The organism is Brevibacillus sp. JNUCC-41 (assembly GCF_014844095.1).
Lineage (GTDB): Bacteria > Bacillota > Bacilli > Bacillales > DSM-1321 > Peribacillus > Peribacillus aracenensis.
Genome location: NZ_CP062163.1, coordinates 4,212,319 through 4,231,551, shown reverse-complemented (window position 1 = coordinate 4,231,551; position 19,233 = coordinate 4,212,319). Strand labels below are relative to the sequence as shown.

General features: G+C 41.9%; 15 protein-coding genes. All 15 read right to left on the bottom strand.

What is annotated here, in order from left to right; genetic code table 11:
* Positions 1–346: 346 nt before the first annotated feature.
* The 15 genes from JNUCC41_RS20575 to JNUCC41_RS20505 all read right to left on the bottom strand — a co-directional run bounded on the left by JNUCC41_RS20575 (position 347) and on the right by JNUCC41_RS20505 (position 19,066).
* Entirely contained in the window at positions 347–1,528 is a 1,182-nt protein-coding gene (locus tag JNUCC41_RS20575) for an ABC transporter substrate-binding protein (RefSeq protein ID WP_192204591.1), read from the bottom strand.
* 23 nt (positions 1,529–1,551) lie between these two features.
* The gene (locus JNUCC41_RS20570; protein ID WP_192204590.1) at positions 1,552–2,259 is read right to left on the bottom strand and encodes an ABC transporter ATP-binding protein; all 708 of its coding nucleotides are present in this window, start codon (positions 2,257–2,259) and stop codon (positions 1,552–1,554) included.
* Positions 2,252–3,022: an ABC transporter ATP-binding protein gene (locus JNUCC41_RS20565; RefSeq protein ID WP_192204589.1), complete on the bottom strand. Its 771-nt coding sequence runs from the start codon at positions 3,020–3,022 to the stop codon at positions 2,252–2,254. The genes JNUCC41_RS20570 and JNUCC41_RS20565 overlap by 8 nt, the downstream gene beginning before the upstream one ends.
* On the bottom strand, positions 3,019–4,014 hold the full coding sequence (locus JNUCC41_RS20560; RefSeq protein ID WP_370662538.1) for a branched-chain amino acid ABC transporter permease: 996 nt from the start codon (positions 4,012–4,014) through the stop codon (positions 3,019–3,021). The genes JNUCC41_RS20565 and JNUCC41_RS20560 overlap by 4 nt, the downstream gene beginning before the upstream one ends.
* A 1-nt stretch (position 4,015) precedes the next feature.
* A complete protein-coding gene (locus tag JNUCC41_RS20555) occupies positions 4,016–4,879 on the bottom strand; it encodes a branched-chain amino acid ABC transporter permease (protein ID WP_192204588.1) in 864 nt (287 codons plus the stop codon).
* 872 nt (positions 4,880–5,751) lie between these two features.
* Positions 5,752–7,449 carry a sigma-54 interaction domain-containing protein gene (locus JNUCC41_RS20550; protein ID WP_228467395.1) on the bottom strand — a complete coding sequence of 566 codons (1,698 nt, stop codon included), beginning with the start codon at positions 7,447–7,449 and terminating at the stop codon, positions 5,752–5,754.
* Positions 7,450–7,870: 421 nt separating this feature from the next.
* A complete protein-coding gene (locus tag JNUCC41_RS20545) occupies positions 7,871–8,272 on the bottom strand; it encodes a MaoC/PaaZ C-terminal domain-containing protein (protein WP_192204587.1) in 402 nt (133 codons plus the stop codon).
* Positions 8,269–8,721 (bottom strand): MaoC family dehydratase N-terminal domain-containing protein, encoded by a 453-nt coding sequence (locus tag JNUCC41_RS20540; protein WP_192204586.1) that lies wholly within the window; start codon positions 8,719–8,721, stop codon positions 8,269–8,271. Before JNUCC41_RS20540 ends, JNUCC41_RS20545 begins: the two co-directional genes overlap by 4 nt.
* 18 nt (positions 8,722–8,739) lie before the next feature.
* Entirely contained in the window at positions 8,740–9,504 is a 765-nt protein-coding gene (locus JNUCC41_RS20535) for an SDR family oxidoreductase (RefSeq protein WP_192204585.1), read from the bottom strand.
* A 20-nt stretch (positions 9,505–9,524) separates the two neighbouring features.
* On the bottom strand, positions 9,525–10,700 hold the full coding sequence (locus JNUCC41_RS20530; protein ID WP_192204584.1) for an acyl-CoA dehydrogenase family protein: 1,176 nt from the start codon (positions 10,698–10,700) through the stop codon (positions 9,525–9,527).
* Positions 10,701–10,726: 26 nt separating this feature from the next.
* Positions 10,727–11,878 (bottom strand): acyl-CoA dehydrogenase family protein, encoded by a 1,152-nt coding sequence (locus tag JNUCC41_RS20525; protein WP_192204583.1) that lies wholly within the window; start codon positions 11,876–11,878, stop codon positions 10,727–10,729.
* Positions 11,879–11,916: 38 nt separating this feature from the next.
* The gene (locus tag JNUCC41_RS20520) at positions 11,917–13,518 is read right to left on the bottom strand and encodes a long-chain-fatty-acid--CoA ligase (RefSeq protein WP_192204582.1); all 1,602 of its coding nucleotides are present in this window, start codon (positions 13,516–13,518) and stop codon (positions 11,917–11,919) included.
* A gap of 333 nt (positions 13,519–13,851) precedes the next feature.
* Positions 13,852–16,296 (bottom strand): DNA topoisomerase IV subunit A, encoded by a 2,445-nt coding sequence (parC, locus tag JNUCC41_RS20515; RefSeq protein WP_192204581.1) that lies wholly within the window; start codon positions 16,294–16,296, stop codon positions 13,852–13,854.
* On the bottom strand, positions 16,286–18,271 hold the full coding sequence (parE, locus tag JNUCC41_RS20510) for a DNA topoisomerase IV subunit B (RefSeq protein WP_141994290.1): 1,986 nt from the start codon (positions 18,269–18,271) through the stop codon (positions 16,286–16,288). The genes parC and parE overlap by 11 nt, the downstream gene beginning before the upstream one ends.
* Positions 18,272–18,655: 384 nt before the next feature.
* Entirely contained in the window at positions 18,656–19,066 is a 411-nt protein-coding gene (locus JNUCC41_RS20505; protein WP_192204580.1) for a CoA-binding protein, read from the bottom strand.
* Positions 19,067–19,233: the final 167 nt, after the last annotated feature.

The following is a 19,233-nucleotide window of genomic DNA, read 5'->3' as shown; positions in this document are numbered from 1 at the left end:
TCCTCCTATAAACAATTACTTAAATATAATTTCATTTTTTAATAGAAAATAATGAAATTATATTTCATACTATATTCAATGATAGCGTTTTCATTACTCTGATACAAGATATTTTTGTAAAATTTGTTAATTATCATGTTTCTTTCCTCAAACCCCAATGCGGCGAACTCCTTATTAAATAAAATATGAATCTATGGCCGCTTTAGGAGCCTACTATTTTTAGGTGTAGATTTTTTCAACGATAAAAAAACGTGTACCGTCCCTATGATCTGGAACGATACACGTACAAATATTTAGCAAAATGTTAAACTAGTATACTATCCGGAACATGCATCCCTTTACCCAGTTAACGGACAGGAACTACTTTCCCTTTTTCTACTGCACCGACGACAATCGTTGATGCAAATCCCCCATTTTCATCAATCGAGGGAATATCGTATATTTTTTGATCTGGTCCTATATTGGAAAGTCCATCTTGCATATGTTTACGGATGGCCTTTGCATCATCAACACTGCCTGCAGATTTCATCGCTTCCACAAACGCATACATGGCGATATAATTCAATCCTACTTCGGAGCTTGGATCTTCCTTATAATTCTTTTGATATTTCTCAACGAAAGCAGGCACTGCTTCTTCTTCCGAGTCCATCAGCGGCAGAACGCCAATCGAGCCTTCCAATGTTTCATATGACCCTGCAATCGGCTTCATTTGATCCAGCTTTGCTTGATCCATGATGATGAAACCGCCCTTAAATCCTAGCTCCCGAGCTTGCTTCGCCACTTTTGCCGTAGGTTCTGAAGCACCACCGATAAAAAGCACATCAGGATCTTTTTTCAAGGCATTGGTGACAATCGTAAAGAAATCGGTTTCTTTAGCGAAATCAATCGAGGAATTATAAACGACTTTTCCGCCTTGCTTTTCCCAATGTGGAAGCACAGCTTCGGTCCAGTCTTTACCGTATTGCGAAGATGTTGGCAAAGCGGCAATTTTCTTGCCGAAATGTTCCATTGCATATGTTGTAAAAGGTTCGATATACCCCTCGTAATTCGGTGGAATCCTAACGGTTAATGAATTTCCGCTCTCGGTCACTGCCGGTTCACTCGTATATGCCCCAATGATGAATTCCTCTTGTTCATTAAAAACCTGAAGTGCCAGCACACCTCCGCTATGAGGCGTGAAAATGATTGGCGTATCATATTCCTGAATTAACCGTTTAGCATTCGACCCTGTTTCATTAGGTAAGTATTTATCATCCAACGATACTAAATTCAGCGTGTATTTCTTACCATCTACTTCAAACCCGCCAGCATCGTTAATTTCATTCACGGCCATTTCGACACCATTCAATGTCCGTTTCCCATATAAGGCTGCTGCCCCGCTTAAAGGACCGCTAAAACCGATGTTAACGACATTTTCACTTTTGCCTTTACTGCCACTGCTTGACACAGGGCTATCCCCTTTACTGCAGCCGGTCAAAACAGTGATGATTAGCAGGAGAAAGACAAGTAATACTTTCAGTTTTTTCATAATGATTCCCCCATTCAATTTTTTCAGGCCCCAATATACGCTTTCCTTACTTCATCATTGGCTAATAACTCACTTGCTGTCCCTTGAACGACAATTTCCCCATTTTCAAAAACATATCCTTTATCTGCAATGCCGAGAGCGGCATTCGCGTTTTGTTCAGCTAGCAGGACCGTGATTCCTTCGCGGTTTATTTCTTTAATGACCCGAAACATTTGCTCGACAATAAGTGGAGCGAGTCCCACCGAAGGCTCATCAAGCATCAACAATTTCGGTTTTGACATCAAGGCTCTTCCAATTGCGAGCATTTGCTGTTGGCCTCCGCTCAGGCTTCCCGCTTCATCATGATGTTTTTCTTTTAAAATCGGGAATAAGTGATAGACGTATTCCAAGGAATCCTTGATCTCCGCTTTCTTCTTTCGGTGCACATAAGCACCCATCCTCAAATTTTCCGAGACAGTCATCTGTGGAAACAGTTTACGTCCTTCGGCACACTGGACGATTCCTTCCCGAACATTCTTATCCGGGGCACGGCCCCCTATCGGCATGCCCAGAAAATGAATTTCCCCCTTGGACAGCTTACTGATTCCGCTTATGGAACGAAAAGTCGTGCTTTTTCCTGCCCCATTCGCTCCTAACAAAACAACGATCTCTCCCTTGGCAACTTCGATATTCACATGATTTATCGCAGTGAAACTCCCATAATTCACGACGACATCAGTTAACTTAAGCACTGGCACTACCTCCCAAATAGGCTTTAATCACCGCTTCATTTCCGCGGATTTCCTTAGGTGTGCCCTCGGCGATTTTTTCTCCGTAATTAAGGACCATGATGTGATCTGCCAAGTTCATGATCATATGCATTTTGTGCTCGATTAAACAAACGGTCAGTCCCGATCGATTCAATTTTTTAATCAGTTCCGTCAAGCCTTCCGTTTCATCCGGATTGATTCCCGCAGCAGGTTCATCAAGAAAGATAATTTCCGGTTCCGTCGCAAGGGCAAGAGCAATGGCTGTCCGTTTCTTTTCCTCCTGGGAGATGCTGGAGACCATTCTGTCAGCCGATTCCGTCAATCCAACAATATCAAGTACCTCCATTGCCTTATCCCTGCATGCCGCTTCCTCCCGTTTTAATCGTTTCGTTCTTAGAATGGCATCCACCAGATTGGATTTGGTTCGCAGTCTATGCCCGACAATGACATTATCCAATACGGTCGATTGATCAAAAAGGCTTGTCGTTTGAAAGGTTCTTGAAATTCCGAGCCCCGCTATTTCATTTGCAGGAAGTTTGGTGATATCAATCCCTTTAAAAAGGACTGTCCCAGACGTTGGTCGATGAAAGCCGCTGATCAAGTTAAAAAAAGTTGATTTCCCTGCACCATTTGGTCCGATTATTGCATTGATTCTACCTTTTTCAATCGTAAAATCCACATTATTTACGGCCGCCAATCCTCCAAATCGCTTTGTCAAATTCCTCGTATCGATTAGCAATTTCATCCCTCCTCAGCTTTTATGTGCATTTCGCTCCTCACCCCGGACAGCTCATTATCTTTTCGCTTTCTTTGCCAATCAAAAAAGGCCCCTGCGATTCCGCGCGGATAAAAGATAATGATCACCGTAAGCAAAGGCCCGAATATCAACATTCGATATTCTTGAAGGAATTGCAAATTCTGCGAAAGGATTACTAACAATAATGTTCCTACCAACGGGCCTGAGAGTGTCCCGATTCCACCAACCAATAAATACATCAATAGATCGAACATTATGGCAGTTGATCCGATATCAGGTCCAATGAAACGAATGAATGAAGCATACAAGGCACCTGCCAATCCTGCAAAGAATGTGGATAGGACAAATGCTGTTAACTTATTCTTCATTGTGGATATACCAATCGTTTGAGCAAGGTCCTCACTGTTCCTGATGGCCATATACGTCCTGCCTGTCAACGAGCGTATAATTCGATACACAATTAAGATCACTGCAAGCAGGAAAATGAGGACTAGGTAATATTGGGATGCTGCAGTATCGAATGTGATCGGCCCTATATTTCCAGGAGCAGGTATACCGATCAATCCCCTAACCCCCTCTGTAAGTCCCTCCCATTTATCGATGACCAGGTATATGATGTAACCCACACATAGGGTATAAATCGCAAAAAAGTGTTCCTTTGTCCTCAGCGCGATCAAGCCGATCAAAAACCCAATTGTACATGTGATTAAACATGCCGCTACAAGTGCCAGCCAAAAGTTCATTCCTGCTTTTACCGTCAGAAGGCCTAGTGAATATGCTCCAATCGCAAAAAAACCAGCATGTGCAAGCGAGAGATATCCAGTATAGCCTGACAATAAATTGATTCCATAAACAGCTATCGCCCAGATGAAGGAAAGTGTCAGCATATGGAGATAATAGTCGTTTTGCGCGATAAAGGGGAATGAAAAAGCAAAGATGATAAGTGCGATAATCCCATTTCTTTTTGTTAATATCTTCACGCTACCTCTCCCCCTTGGCAAAAAGACCTGTTGGTTTCATGGTTAATATTACGACTAAAAGAATGAATGCAATGATGTCTTTATAGTCATTTGAAATATAAGTTGCGCCCAAGCTCTCACTGAAACCTAGGATATATCCACCTACAATCGCCCCCGGTATGCTACCCATCCCTCCCAAGATGATAATGACGAATGCTTTTAGTATGACTAAATGCCCCATTCCTGGAAAGACAAGGTTAATCGGTGATGCAAGGGATGAAGCGATCGCTGCCAATCCACCCGATATCATGAAGGTAAGCATCGCGACTTTATTAATGTTTATTCCCACTAATGACGCCCCTTCACGGCTTTGGGACATCGCTATTATCGTTGAACCGGCATAAGTTTTCTTAAGGAAAAGGTAAAGTAAAACCATCACTGCGATAGCTGACACGATGATCAATAATCGCTGAAGCGTGAATGTCAGGCCCATGATATTGACCACTTGGCCGTATGGGGAAGTCATTGTATGAAAGTCGGCACCCCAGACAAATTGGGCAAAAGCTTCAAGAAAAAGGAGAATTCCGATTGCTGCAATCTTATCGTGCAATGGAGGTGCCTCCCTTAACAGGCGGAACACGAAACGTTCCAAAAGGACTCCCAACAAACCAACAACGATAATGGATACGAACATGGCAATCCAGTAATTGACCCCATATAATGTCATCATTGACAATGTGATATATCCACCCAACATATATAGGGCACCGTGGGCAAAGTTCGGGATATGCAAAATTCCATATACTAGCGTCAATCCCAGGGCAACAAGACTATATACGCTGCCAATCGTCAAACCATTGAAAAGCTGCTGGATCAAAATTTCCATTTACTTCCTCCTTGAAAATTATTGAGTTTCACTTTGCTGTACCTTACCTGGACCGCAATCCTGTCCATATTTTGAAAGCATACAACTAAGACGAAAAACACCTTCATTTATTTCCCCACAGGCTCAACCTCCCGGAGAGGAACAGCAAGTTTTATTTCCCTATATTCTCAACATCAGATATAGCTTAGGGTGTAGCGCAAAAAGCCCATCGATCAGTTGTTAGCGCTTTCATTTTTTTGATGACCACTTAATTCAATTGGTTACCATCAGAAATTATCATAGTTTCATTGACTCTACTTAAGGATTAAGTGGTATGCTGACAAGCATATGCTGTTTTTAGGGATAGCCAATGATTCCATCCTCTCTTTAATAACGGTTTACCCATGGTATTTCTGGTTCGTTCACCCCTTTCACCTCGCACCTTCTATAGGTGGATCATTTCGTAGATTAATTTACTGTTACCTGTTATTCCTGTTATTCCTGTTAATAAATGCAAGTGCCGTGCCAACATTAAATCACCGTCAATAAGGCTATTCACCAGTCAGTGAATTCATTATTGAATTGTAAAAATCAAAAGTATCGATTCCATATGGGATGTCCGTCATTCACTATTGACTGAAAAAGTCATTTCTGAATCAATAAAAGAATTAATTGTAGACATAAAATGAAAAGGATTCAAGAATCTCCTTTATAACTACAATCATTTCACGCAATAGCAGGTGAAAAACAACTTTACAACCAATAAATCTCTAAAAACCCATAAGGCAATAAAGCCCGTCCCCCAAAAACGCGTAAATAATTAGGAATTTCAGTCAAAAACAGCACCTGCATTGTTGAATAATGTCCAACAATGAGGTGCTGTTCATACTTACCTATTCTTTTCCACTGACCTTTAATCGATATTTTTTAAGTTTCCTCACAATTGTTGCCTGGCTGGAATCAAGGGCTTCCGCGATTTCATATGTAGTTTGGTAGGTTTGAGCCGCTTTCGTCAAGATTTCCTTTTCGGCCCTTTCCACCGCTTCTTTTAAAGTTAGGGTAGCATTGAGGTCCGGCTGATTCCGGTTTTCCGGCTGATATTCTTCCGGAAGGTCGTTAATCGATAATATTTGATTATCCGTCAGCACGACGAGCCTCTCCACTATATTAATCAATTCACGGACATTTCCTGGCCAATCATGTTGATAAAAATATTCCTTCAACCGCGAATCTATTTCTTTTGAGAATTTATATTGTTCGTTTGCCTTTGTTAAAAATAAGTCAATCAATGCCAAGATATCCTCTCTTCTTTCCCTTAGAGGAGGAATCGTGATCGGAATGACATTCAGCCTGTAGAAGAGGTCTTCGCGAAAATCACCCGATTTGACCATCTCCGATAAATTTCGGTTCGTGGCTGCTATTATCCGAACATCGATTTTCTTTGGCTTTGTACCTCCGATTCTTTGAATCTCCCTTTCCTGAAGCGCCCGAAGCAGCTTCACTTGAAGTTGCAAGGGAAGCTCACCGACTTCATCCAAGAATAAGATCCCACTCTCTGCCAGTTCAAACATCCCTGGTTTGCCTTTTTGATTTGCTCCGGTAAATGCCCCTCCTTCATATCCAAAAAGCTCGGATTCCAATAAATCGGCGGGAATTGCCCCACAATTTATTTTGATGAAATCCCCTTTTTTAGATCGGATGCTCCGATTATAAATATTGCGGGCAAGGACATCCTTTCCAACACCCGTTTCCCCCAGAATGAGTACGGTCGCGTCAATATCTGATATTCTTTCAGCAATCTCATAGATCATTTTCATTTTATCACTGACAAATACGACTCCATCCTTGCTTGTTATCTTCCGCAGTTTCTCAATTTCCTGCTTATATTGATTATTCAGCTCATTAACTTTCGTCAACTCATGCATCAGTTCATTTAAATCAGATAAATCCCTTATATTCGTAACGACTTGCTCTATCTCCCCTTCGGCATTAAAAACGGGACTTCCAGTAATCAATGTTTCCTTTCCGGCAAAATTATCCTGTACGACCGATACCGTTCGTCTCAGCTTCACTACCTTATGCGTCACCGAAGCATTCAAGATGCCGCGTTTAATCAATTGGTCCACCGATTTGCCGATATAATACTCTTTTGGTATGCCAGTGATCCGTTCAATTGCCGAATTGGTGTAAAGCGTGACTCCATCTTGATCGGTGATGTATATCCCATCATAGGAATTTTCGATAATGGCATCCAGAGCGCGATTCAATTTATCCGTTTTATGAGCATCAATCAATAAATCGTCCAAAAATTCTGTTTCACTGCCTATATATAGAATATTGTCAGTATCCATTTGTTTCATTAATAAAAATAAATACCGTTTATCATGCAGCCTTGCAGCTGCAAGCCTTTTATTATCTAGAAATTGCCACTCATCGAATTGTTCGGTTAGTGTATTATTACCATTCTGTCTTAATGACTGATTAAAATAGGTGCCCCAATCCTTTATCCGATTTGCAGAATCCACGACCAGTGCAGGAAAGGTCCACTCTTTGAGCAAATTAATCTGAGAATCCTGTTTCACTTGATTCATTACTATTCACCGCCGCAAAAAGAATTCTTTTTAAGTACAATTCTGGATAAAATTCGAAACTCCTTTAAAATTGTCGAATTTCGCTCCTAAAAAAAGTAGTGATGAAATAATTTTCATCACTACAGACTTTAGACAAATTAACAGAAGATCAGTTTGCCTACAGTTTTCTCCATAAAAAAATTCTAGTTGATTTCAGAAATCCGCTCCCTTTCCGCCGACTGTCTGCCAAGCCTCATCAAAGCAAGCGTCTATGGAGTCTTGGCTAGCCAGTTATTCGGCAGGAGTTTCGCAAATTTCTTCAATCCAGTGAAAGTTTCATAAACAGTAAAAAACCTTGTTTTACATTCATGGTTCGGGATGAGACCATTCCAAACTCCCTTTTGTAGACAGACTGGAAGTGATGTAATAATATTACCCTCCCTCAGTAAGTCTGAAAAATAACCTCTCCACTGATCGCTTCCTTACCTGACTGGTTAGTGGCCGCTACATTGAAAAAATATCTATCCCCATCTTTTTCTTTTAGATCCGCATGAAGAGTTATGACATCATTCAAGAAAACCATTCCTTTGAAGCGAATCTTGTATTCTTCGATAAATCCAGTTTCATAAAGATTACTGAAAAGCTTTGCGAGGTTTCCCATCGTCCACATTCCATGTGCGATGATACCGGGAAGACCAGCATTCTTTGCTTCCTCATCAATGGTATGAATGGGATTGAAATCACCTGATGCGCCTGCATATTTAATGAGGTCCAATCGCGTTACAGGCGGAAGCTCAATGGAATGTAACGAGTCACCAATATGAAGTTCCGTTAATGTCGTCACTTAAACATCACCATCCTTCTGATCGTTTCATTTAAAATGACAAGCTGTTCAGCAGTGAAGACAATTTCCCCATTCGCATCCGACCCATAATTTTTAAAGGCTAGAAATCCCATTTCCCCTTGTTTCCCTTTTTTCTCATAATAGTTTTTCACTTCCGTATAACAGGTGATTTCTTCCCCTACCTTCAGCGGCCTGTTATAGCGATATATCTGCTCACCATGAATCAATCCTTTATTCGGGAGATTTAAACTTTCTATCGTCCCAAAATCAAAGACCCTTGGGAAAGTTGGTGGAGCTATATTCGTTCCGTACCTTGATTGCCTGCCTATTTCTTCATCAATGAAAATCGGGTGGGGATCACCAATCGATAATGCGAATTTTTTAACGGCTCCCCGTTCAACTATATTTTTAACGGGGTTGGATCGTTTTCCAATACTTTCGTTGAACATAACATCCCGCCTTTTCCCTTAATTTTTTGGACCGCCCGCAACATATAAAACCTGCCCACTAATGAATGAGGATGCTTCATCGGCAAAGAATGCAACTGCATGAGCAATATCACTCGGCAAACCGCTTCTTGCAACCGGAATGCTATTTGCCCTATCCTGGATGAATTGCTCAAAACTCACTCCCACCCGCCTAGCTGTTTCTTTCGTCATTTCGGTTTCGATAAAACCCGGTGCGACCGAATTAGCCGTTATCCCATATTTGCCAAGTTCAATCGCCAGTGTTTTTGTTAACCCCTGAAGCCCGGCTTTAGCAGCTGAATAATTAGCCTGACCGCGGTTACCTAGGGCCGAAGTGGATGATATATTGATGATTCTACCGTATTTATTTGCAACCATATGCTTCTGGGCGGCACGTACTGCATTGAAAGTACCTTTTAAATGCACATCCATTACCGTCTGCCAATCTGAATCGGTCATTTTGAAAAGTAGATTATCCCGGATGACCCCGGCATTATTCACGAGAATATCAAGTGATCCGAATGTATCGGCTATTTCTTTTATGGATGCATCCATCTCTTCGGAATTGACCACATTGGCCACTTTGGTAAAAATGGTATAACCCTTATCCCTTAATTCATTTCCCGTTGATGTCAAAACCTCTTCGTTGATATCGATAATCGCCACGTTTGCGCCTTCACTGGCAAATAGTTCGACGATCGCCCGGCCAATCCCCCTGCTTCCACCTGTAACTAAAGCCGTTTTACCTGAAAATCTCCCTGTCATAATCGTTTCCTCCCAATCTATTATAAGAATTGTCCTAATTTAACATGCCCCTTAATCAAATTTCGGGAAATGATCATACGCTGTATTTCATCCGTACCATCATAAATCCTCCAAAGCCTGGCCTCACGGTACCAACGCTCGATGGGAAGCTCCTTCGTATAGCCCATGCCTCCGTGTATCTGCAATACGCGATCAACGACCCGATTCCCCATATTGGCTCCATAAAGTTTAGCCATTGAAGCTAAATGGCGATTGTCTTCCCCATTATCAAGTGTAAAAGCCGCATTCAATACAAGCCATCTTGCAGCTTCGATCTCTACGGCCGAATCAGCTATCTGCCATTGAATGGCCTGGCGCTCCGCGATCGGTTTACCGAATGTGACTCGTTCTTTAGCGTATTCTATAGCCATTTGCAGCAATCTTTCTGCAGAACCGACAGCGCGTGCGCCCACGATCCATCTTGCAAACCCAATCCATTCCAAGCCTAGTTGATAACCGCCATGCACTTCCCCTAAGATGTTTTCTTCGGGTACCCTGACATTATCAAAAACTAAACCGGCCGGTCCCCATTCTCCCATCGTATTGATATACTCTGATCTCCAGCCCATATCACGGTCTACAATGAAACAGGTTACCCCTTCCGTTCCTGTAGCTTGATGACGTTCTTTGTCGGTTATAGCAATGACCATGACAAAATCGGCATCATTTCCTCCGGTAATGAAAGTTTTTTCACCGTTAAGCACCCATTCGTTCCCTTCTTTTACTGCCGTCATTTTAATATTTCGCGTATCGGACCCAGCCCCCGGCTCCGTCATGGCAAAACAGGACTTTTTCTCACCGTTAATCGTAGGGATCAGATATTTCTGTTTCTGTTCTTCATTTGCATAATAAAGTATGTTATCAGCCGAACCTCCAAAGCTGAATGGTACAAATGTTTTTGATACTTCCATCAAGACAATTGCCATCATAAGCTGCCCTAGGTCTGCCCCGCCATATTCCTCCGGGGTATTGATGCCCCAAAACCCTGCATTTTTTGCTTTTTCCTGTAAATCTTTCAATGTCCCCTCTGGTAAACTAGGTTTTCCTGCCATTTCATTGCGAAGCACTTCATTTTCCAAGGGAATCAATTCATTTTCCACGAACTTGCGTATTGTTTTTTGTACCATTTTTTGTTCATCCGATAGTCGTAAATCCATCTTAACCCCTCCGCTTTCCAATTAGACTAGTTTTGATATTTTCTCTTCAATTGTCCGGTAATGATATTTTTTTGGATTTCGGATGTGCCTTCATATATTCTAGTGATTCGGGCATCCCGATAGAAACGTTCAACCGGATAATCCTTCATGTATCCCATCCCGCCATGAATCTGAACGGCCTTATCAGCGACACGATTATATACTTCCGAACCATACAACTTAAGCATTGCCGCTTCTTTAATGATTTTTTCTTGCTGATCGACCATCCATGCAACCCGGTATGTGAAGGAGCGAAGTGCCTCTATTTCCATTGCCATCTCGGCAATCATATGGGATACGGCCTGATGATCAATGATCGGGACATTGAATTGTTCACGTTCTGTGGCATATTTAGTAGATAGGTCGAGCAGGTATTGGCAGGACCCCAAATTACGGGCAGCAAGGCCTGCGCGGCCATTTGCAAGGATCTTCAATGCATTTACATACCCTTGGCCAACGTCCCCAAGTACATTTTCGGCAGGAACCTCGCAATCTTCAAAAACCAATTCGGCCGAATGTGAGCCTCGAAGACCCATCTTCCTTTCCAGGCTGCCAACTCTAAAACCCGGAAAATCCTTTTCTACTATGAATGAGGTGATTCCTTTCGCCCCTTTATCTTTGTCCGTTACAGCCATAACTGTAAAAATATCAGCTACATCTGCATTCGTTATATAATGCTTGGTCCCATTTAGAATATATTTATCACCATTTTTGACAGCCGTCATTTTGAGATTCGTTGCATGGGACCCAGCTGCAGGCTCAGTTAAAGCAAATGCGCCAATTCTATTACCGCTTGCCATATCTGGTAGATACTTTTCCTTTTGCATTGCATTGCCCATTTCAACTATCCCCACCGTCCCTATACCGGTGTGGGCCCCTATCAGAGTGGTATATCCATTATGGGTTTTGCCGATTTCCTCATATAAAGCACATTTTCCCACCATCCCGATTCCGAGCCCGCCATACCTTTCCGGGATACTAAGTCCGAATAGACCGATTTCCTTCGATAAATTTATTATAGATTCCGGGATATGATCTTCATCCTCTATCTGCATGGAAAATGGATCGATTTGCTCTTCAATAAACTGGCGTATATTTTCTTTTAATAGCAAGATGTCTTCATCTAAGCGAAAGTCCATTTGCATTCCCCTTTATCTACGAATTAGTGTTAACGCTTTCATAATTTATCCGAATAAGCGACATATTTTTCTTGAAGTTTGCGTTTTAAGATTTTACCGACCGCCGTCTTTGGAAGTTCACTTTCAAATGTGATTGCTTTTGGGACTTTAAAGGCAGCGAGCTGCTTTCGGCAATAATCCTTCAATTCGTTTTCAGTTATTCTTTCATTTGGTTTTAGAACTACCGCAGCTTGTACCGTTTCACCGCGATATTGATCGGGAACGCCAAAGACGGCAGCTTCCAGAACCTTAGGATGGCTGTATAGTATATCTTCAATTTCAATTGGATAAATATTGAAACCGCCAGCGATGATCATCTCTTTCTTCCGTCCCACAATGTAAAAGAAGCCATCTTCATCCATCTTGGCAATATCACCGGTATGCAGCCATCCGTTTTGAATCGTCTGCCGCGTCTCTTCCGGCATGCCCCAATAGCCTTTCATTACCTGTGGGCCCTTTATGACCAATTCACCTGGTGTATCAACCAAAAGGGCTGGCTCCCCTGTAATACTGTCAATGATGGCGGCATCGGTATTTTGTATAGGAATCCCGATACTTCCGGATTTTTGCAGGCCGCTAACTGGATTCCGGTGCGTGACTGGTGAAGCCTCGGACAGGCCATAGCCCTCTGCAATCTTTGTTCCACTCAATTCGTTGAATCTTGACAGTACATTCAATGGCAATGGTGACGAACCCGAAACGCAAGATCTCAATGTATCCAAATCAAATGGATGGGACTGGTAATATTGTAATAAAGCAATATACATCGTCGGTACCCCTGGAAAAATAGTCGGTTTAAGATTATTGATGATATCGACGATCTCCGTCACCTGAAACCGTGATACAAGAATTAATTCCCCGCCATTATAAAACGTCAGGTTCATTCCTGAAGTCATGCCGTAAACATGAAATAATGGGGAAACGCCAAGTACCCTTTCCTTCCCCTTTTGAGTATTGATTCTTGAAGTGGCTGCACTTTGCAGCGTATTGGCAACAATATTACGATGGGTTAGCATCGCCCCTTTAGAACGCCCTGTCGTTCCTCCTGTATATTGGAGAACGGCGACATCTTTGGCAGGTTCAATCTCCACAGTGAAATCCGCCTCTGTTACAGATAGTAGCTTTTTTGTCATTTCACATTTTTCCATTTCCAGCGACACGCTCAACACCTTTTCAACATCGGTTTCAGTTATAATGGCTTCAACTATTGGCAATAAATCGTCGAGCACAATGATGTGCCTTGCACCTGAATCTTTCAGGACATGAATTAATTCGTTCGCCTTATACATTGGATTGACTTGGACAACAATGGCTCCAGTCAAAAGGGTTCCAAAAAAACCAATTGGATATTGGGGACAATTGGGAAGCATAAGAGCCACACGATCTCCCTTTCCAACACCCTCATCAGCAAGCACGCGTGCACATCTTTTCACTAACTTCCCCAACTCTGAATATGTATACCTCTGCTCCATGTACGTAACCGCTGTTTTATTCGAATATTGTTCAACTGATTGATAAAATAGTTCTGTCAAAGACATTTCAGGAATATCAATCTCAATTGGATTTCCTTGCGGGATATGCTTTTTCCAAGGTCTATCCATTGGTCCTCCCCTTTCTTCATTCAAAAAATAAAGAAGTCATACTAAACAATATGCAAGGAGTGTGCCAAAAATAAATCGTTATGTTTCATAGATTCAATTAAAGGTAAAATTCAAAATTGAATTATTTGCTGTCCTCTTAATAATATTCGGTTCATAATACTAGAATTTAAATTTGACTCAATAAGTCATTTTTGAATTGATTGATTAATTTGGTAAAAGGACTCAGCTTGTGTGCGTGGCAGGTGCAGATTATTTTCTGGAAGGATATGACTGGTCATTTAAAGGAAAAAAAACGGGATGCTGATAAGATCAGCATCCCGTTAGAAAAAAGATTCACTGCTCTATGGCAGAGTCATCTTCCAATGATATTTTCCATAATTCTTTAGCTTTCCCACTAACCGTTTCATCAAAAACAAATGACCCATTCGTATACCGATCATGATTTTTTAATGAAGCGGCATGAATCGTTTCAATCGTTCCCTTTTCAGAAAGAATGAATAGACTGTCGGTTTTGTTAATGATATCGAAACCAATGACCCTATGAGGATTCGATTTCAATTCCCTTAAGACCACGACACCGCGTTTTGCCCGGCTCGTTTTTTCAAACTCGGTTAATTTCATTTTCTTTATGGCCCCGCGCTGTGTAACGATAAAGATCGATTCTTTACTATCCTTGGCCAAAACCTTTCCGCCAATGACATAGTCATCTTCTTTCAAATTAATCCCTTTGACTCCCGCTGCCCGGACACCGACAACACTTACTTCTTCTTCATCAAACCATAAACCGTATCCGTTATGAGTAACTAGGAAAAGGTCAGCCTGGCCATCGGTATGGTGGACATCGACCAGTTCATCGTCACCTTTTAAATTGACACCAACCAGCGGTTTTGAATGACGCTGGGCTTTATAAGAAGCTAATTCTGTCTTTTTCACCATACCATTTTTCGTGATGAACACTAAGAATTCCGGCATGGTAAAATCTTTGATTGGAATCGCTTTTATGATTTGTTCTTCCCTGTCGATTGGAATGATGTTCGCGATATGCTGACCGGTTTCCTTCCAGCGAATATCAGGAAGCTGATGAACTGGACAGTATAGGTAATTCCCTTTGGATGTGAACAGCAATAGGACATCTGTTGTATTCATCTCCAGCCTCTGGAGCAGGCGGTCGGAATCCTTCATGCCAAAATCAAGACCTCCTGATGCTGCATATGATCGTAACGATGTCCGTTTGACATAGCCTTCTTTCGTCACGGTAACCATCACATCTTCACTAGCAATCAAGACTTCAAGATTGATTTTGATTTCTTCAATTTCTTTTTCGATTTTGGAACGCCGTCCGTCATCAAAGCCCTTTTTAATGAATCGAAGTTCTTTTTTAATTACTTGAAGAAGAACTTTTTCACTGCCAAGAATCTTTGTCAATTCCTCTATTTTGTTCTTCAATTCCGCTGCCTCTGCTTCAAGTGCTGTAATATCCGTATTTGTCAGCCTGTATAACTGCAAAGAGACAATGGCTTCAGCTTGCGCTTCTGTAAAAGCGAATTTAGCAATGAGGTTATCTTTAGCATTCCGTTTGTCTTTAGATGCCCGGATGACAGCGATGACCTCATCTAATATGGATAAAGCCTTCACTAAACCATCGACGATATGTGCCCTGTCATGTGCCTTTTGCAACTCATAACGTGAACGGTTCACGATTACCTCTTTACGGTGTTCGATATATGCATCGAGCATTTTAGGCAGGCTCATCAATGTTGGCCGTTTTTTATAAATCGCAACCATATTGAAATTGTAAGCGATTTGGAGATCGGAATTTTTGTATAAATAATGCAGGACTCCATTTGCATCTGCTTCTTTTTTCAGTTCAATGACAATGCGCAGTCCTGTACGGTCGGTTTCATCCCTTACTTCGGCAATGCCTTCCACTTTCCGGTCTAGACGGAACTCATCCATCTTCTTGACAAGGTTTGCTTTATTGACTTCATATGGGATTTCAGTGATGACGATTTGCTGCTTACCGCCCCGAATCGTTTCCACTTCCGCCAACCCACGAATGATTATTTTCCCTTTACCTGTTTCATAGGCCTTACGAATGCCTTCAATTCCTTGAATGATACCTCCAGTAGGAAAATCCGGCCCTTTAATGACCGTCATTAAATCAGTGACTGTCGCTTCCGGTTTATCGATTCGCATAATGGCAGCATCAATGACTTCACCAAGTTGATGTGGCGGGATTTCAGTGGCATAGCCGGCTGAAATTCCTGTAGAGCCGTTTACAAGCAGGTTAGGGAACATTGCAGGTAATACAATGGGCTCTTCCGAAGTATCATCAAAGTTCGGTACGAAATCGACCGTCCTTTTTTCTATATCCCGCAGCATCTCGGAGGCAATCGATGAAAGCCTTGCTTCCGTATACCGCATCGCAGCAGGAGGATCACCATCGATACTGCCATTGTTTCCGTGCATTTGGACCATGACCTTCCTCAGCTTCCAGTCTTGGCTCATCCGAACCATTGCCTCATAAACGGACGAATCTCCGTGAGGGTGATAGTTACCTATTACATTTCCGACCGTTTTTGCGGATTTCCTGAATCCTTTTTCCTGGGTATTTCCTTCGACATGCATCGCATACAATATCCTGCGCTGCACCGGTTTTAAACCGTCCCTAGCATCCGGAAGTGCCCGGTCTTGGATAATATATTTACTATAACGCCCGAAGCGGTCACCAATTACCTCTTCAAGCGGTAAATCTCTAAACGTTTCTTCAAATACCATCGTTAATGACCTCCTCTTCAATCGACATATTTTCATTATCTAAAATATTCGATTCTTCTTCGAGACCAAAAGCGACATTGGCTTCAATCCACTTACGACGCGGTTCAACCTTATCTCCCATCAATGTTGTAACACGTCTTTCTGCACGGGCACCATCATCGATCTTCACACGTATCAATGTCCTTGTTTCCGGGTTCATGGTGGTATCCCATAATTGGTCGGCATTCATCTCACCCAGCCCTTTATAGCGCTGAATCATATAGCCTTTCCCCACCTTGTCTATCGCTCCCTGAAGTTCTTCGTCACTCCATGCATATTCAATGACTTCCTTCTTCCCGGTCCCTTTGCTCACTTTATATAAAGGGGGCAAGGCAATGTAAACCTTCCCTGACTCTATTAACGGCTTCATATAGCGATAAAAGAAAGTCAGCAGCAGCACTTGGATATGGGCACCATCCGTATCGGCATCAGTCATGATGATCACTTTATCATAGTTAGTGTCCGGCGTGTTGAACTCCGCCCCGACACCTCCGCCGATGGCATGGATGATCGTATTTATTTCCTCGTTTTTAAAAATATCGGCTAGTTTCGCTTTTTCCGTATTGATAACTTTACCCCGTAATGGCAGTACTGCTTGGAAACGGCGATCCCGGCCTTGTTTAGCGGATCCCCCAGCAGAGTCCCCTTCCACAAGATACAATTCATTCCGTTCGGGATTTTTCGATTGAGCTGGTGTTAATTTCCCAGAAAGGATGGCATCGGATTTCTTCCGTTTCTTCCCGCTTCTTGCGTCCTCACGAGCTTTGCGTGCGGCTTCCCTTGCTTGGAACGCTTTAATCGCTTTTTTAACCAATAGGGTACTCGTTGTCGGATCTTCTTCAAAAAAGTAGGCTAAGTGCTCTGATACGATGGAATCGACTGCAGAACGGGCTTCACTGGTTCCAAGCTTGCTCTTGGTTTGTCCTTCGAATTGAAGAAGTTCTTCAGGGATACGTACTGAAATGATTGAAGACAAGCCTTCACGTATATCGGTACCTTCGAGGTTTTTATCTTTTTCCTTTAATAGTCCCATTTTTCTGGCATAATCATTAAATGCCCTTGTCATGGCCGTTTTTGCACCAATCTCATGGGTGCCTCCGTCTTTTGTACGAACGTTATTTACAAAGCTTAAAATATTTTCTGAATAACCATCATTGAATTGAAAGGCGAGTTCGACCTCTATCCCATTTTGTTCCCCTTCCAAGCTGACTACACTATGGAGGGTCTCTTTTTCTTCATTTAAATAATCAACAAACGCTTCAATTCCATTTTCATAGTGGAAAATTTCATTATGGTCGTTACGCTCATCCGTCAATTCTATCTTCATGCCTTTTAAAAGAAAAGCCGATTCGCGAAGACGTTCACATAGGATATCATAATTAAAAGTCGTCACTGAAAATATTTTTGGATCGGGCTTGAAGTGGATTTTGGTCCCAGCTTGATTCGTTTTACCGATTTTCTCCAGTGTGGTTTCTGGCTTTCCGCCATTGAAAAAACGTTGTTCGTAAATGAACCCGTCCCTTTTGATCGTCACGACAAGCCATTCAGACAACGCGTTAACGACCGAAGCACCTACTCCATGAAGGCCTCCACTCGTTTTATATCCGCCTTGTCCAAATTTACCTCCAGCATGAAGAATCGTCAAAATGACTTCAGGCGTCGGTTTACCTAATTTATGCATGCCAATAGGCATTCCGCGCCCTTTATCCGACACACTTACACTGTTATCTTTATGTATTTTCACACTAATTTGGTCTCCATATCCAGCTAAAGCCTCATCTACGGAGTTATCTACAATCTCGTACACTAAATGATGAAGTCCGCGTGCATCAGTACTGCCGATATACATACCGGGACGTTTTCTGACCGCTTCGAGTCCTTCCAGTACCTGAATTGCATCATCATTGTACTCGATTGTTTTTACTTTCTTTGCCACAGAAATTCCCCTTTCCTTACTAAACACAATTTCCGGGCCAAATCATACTGCAATGAAATGACTCACTAGCTTAACAAATTCTTTAATACCTTAATATCATATAAAAAGTATAATACTTTCCCGAACAAAGAACAAGTGTTCTATTTTTTTGTCCTTTTTATTAGCGTTTGCACATTTGTGTGGAACAAAACGTATCATAGCTACCATTCTAATTGTAGCGGTAAATTTTCATTTGGCAAATATACTTTTATTATTTTAATCAAATTAAGCTTTAATGGCCCAAATTTCCCGATCGCTCAATGCCCGCTATGGCTGCCTTTTAGTTTTTTCTCCGATTGAGATACAGCGATGCCTAAAAAAAGAGCGGAAGTTCCGCTCTTCATATTACTTGGTAAGGGCGTGTTCGACTTTTATGCATCGATTCATGATGACAGTGTATCCTTTTTCTTTCAAAAAATTATAGGCTTCTTCATTTTCCACCCCAAGCTGCGCCCAAAAGATATCTGCATCGATTTCTGCAAATTCCTTGGCTATCTCCGGAAGGAACTCTGAACGGCGGAAAACATTGACGATATCGACGTGCCCTTCAATATCTTTCAGAGCTTTAACTGCCCTGACACCCAGCACTTCAGATATAGCAGGGTTTACCGGGATGATTTCATATCCGCTTTCCTGCATGGCCTTCGATACCATATAAGAAGTACGCTCAGGGTTATTAGATAAACCAACGACAGCGATGCGCTTCGATTTTTTCAACATCTTTCCCATTTCTTCCCTGCTTGGATTTTCTATCATTCTTTTCAATCCCCTTTATAATAAAATGTAATATTTGACTAAAGAGTATTCCTAACAAAGGTATCTACAGACAAAAGCTGTTTATTACCATTATTAAGAAAAACCATTATACAAGAAAGAAAAAGTTTCGAAAAGGCATGACTCACTTAACTTTCTTATGTTCATAC

Excerpts from the sequence above, each read along its gene's own strand:
- JNUCC41_RS20530 (WP_192204584.1), bottom strand. The coding sequence starts at position 10,700 with ATGGATTTACGACTATCGGATGAACAAAAAATGGTACAAAAAACAATA.
- JNUCC41_RS20535 (WP_192204585.1), bottom strand. The coding sequence starts at position 9,504 with ATGACAGGGAGATTTTCAGGTAAAACGGCTTTAGTTACAGGTGGAAGC.
- JNUCC41_RS20565 (WP_192204589.1), bottom strand. The coding sequence starts at position 3,022 with ATGAAATTGCTAATCGATACGAGGAATTTGACAAAGCGATTTGGAGGA.
- JNUCC41_RS20520 (WP_192204582.1), bottom strand. The coding sequence starts at position 13,518 with ATGGATAGACCTTGGAAAAAGCATATCCCGCAAGGAAATCCAATTGAG.
- parC (WP_192204581.1), bottom strand. The coding sequence starts at position 16,296 with ATGGTATTTGAAGAAACGTTTAGAGATTTACCGCTTGAAGAGGTAATT.
- JNUCC41_RS20555 (WP_192204588.1), bottom strand. The coding sequence starts at position 4,879 with ATGGAAATTTTGATCCAGCAGCTTTTCAATGGTTTGACGATTGGCAGC.
- JNUCC41_RS20540 (WP_192204586.1), bottom strand. The coding sequence starts at position 8,721 with ATGTTCAACGAAAGTATTGGAAAACGATCCAACCCCGTTAAAAATATA.
- JNUCC41_RS20575 (WP_192204591.1), bottom strand. The coding sequence starts at position 1,528 with ATGAAAAAACTGAAAGTATTACTTGTCTTTCTCCTGCTAATCATCACT.
- JNUCC41_RS20525 (WP_192204583.1), bottom strand. The coding sequence starts at position 11,878 with ATGGACTTTCGCTTAGATGAAGACATCTTGCTATTAAAAGAAAATATA.
- JNUCC41_RS20505 (WP_192204580.1), bottom strand. The coding sequence starts at position 19,066 with ATGATAGAAAATCCAAGCAGGGAAGAAATGGGAAAGATGTTGAAAAAA.
- JNUCC41_RS20550 (WP_228467395.1), bottom strand. The coding sequence starts at position 7,449 with ATGAATCAAGTGAAACAGGATTCTCAGATTAATTTGCTCAAAGAGTGG.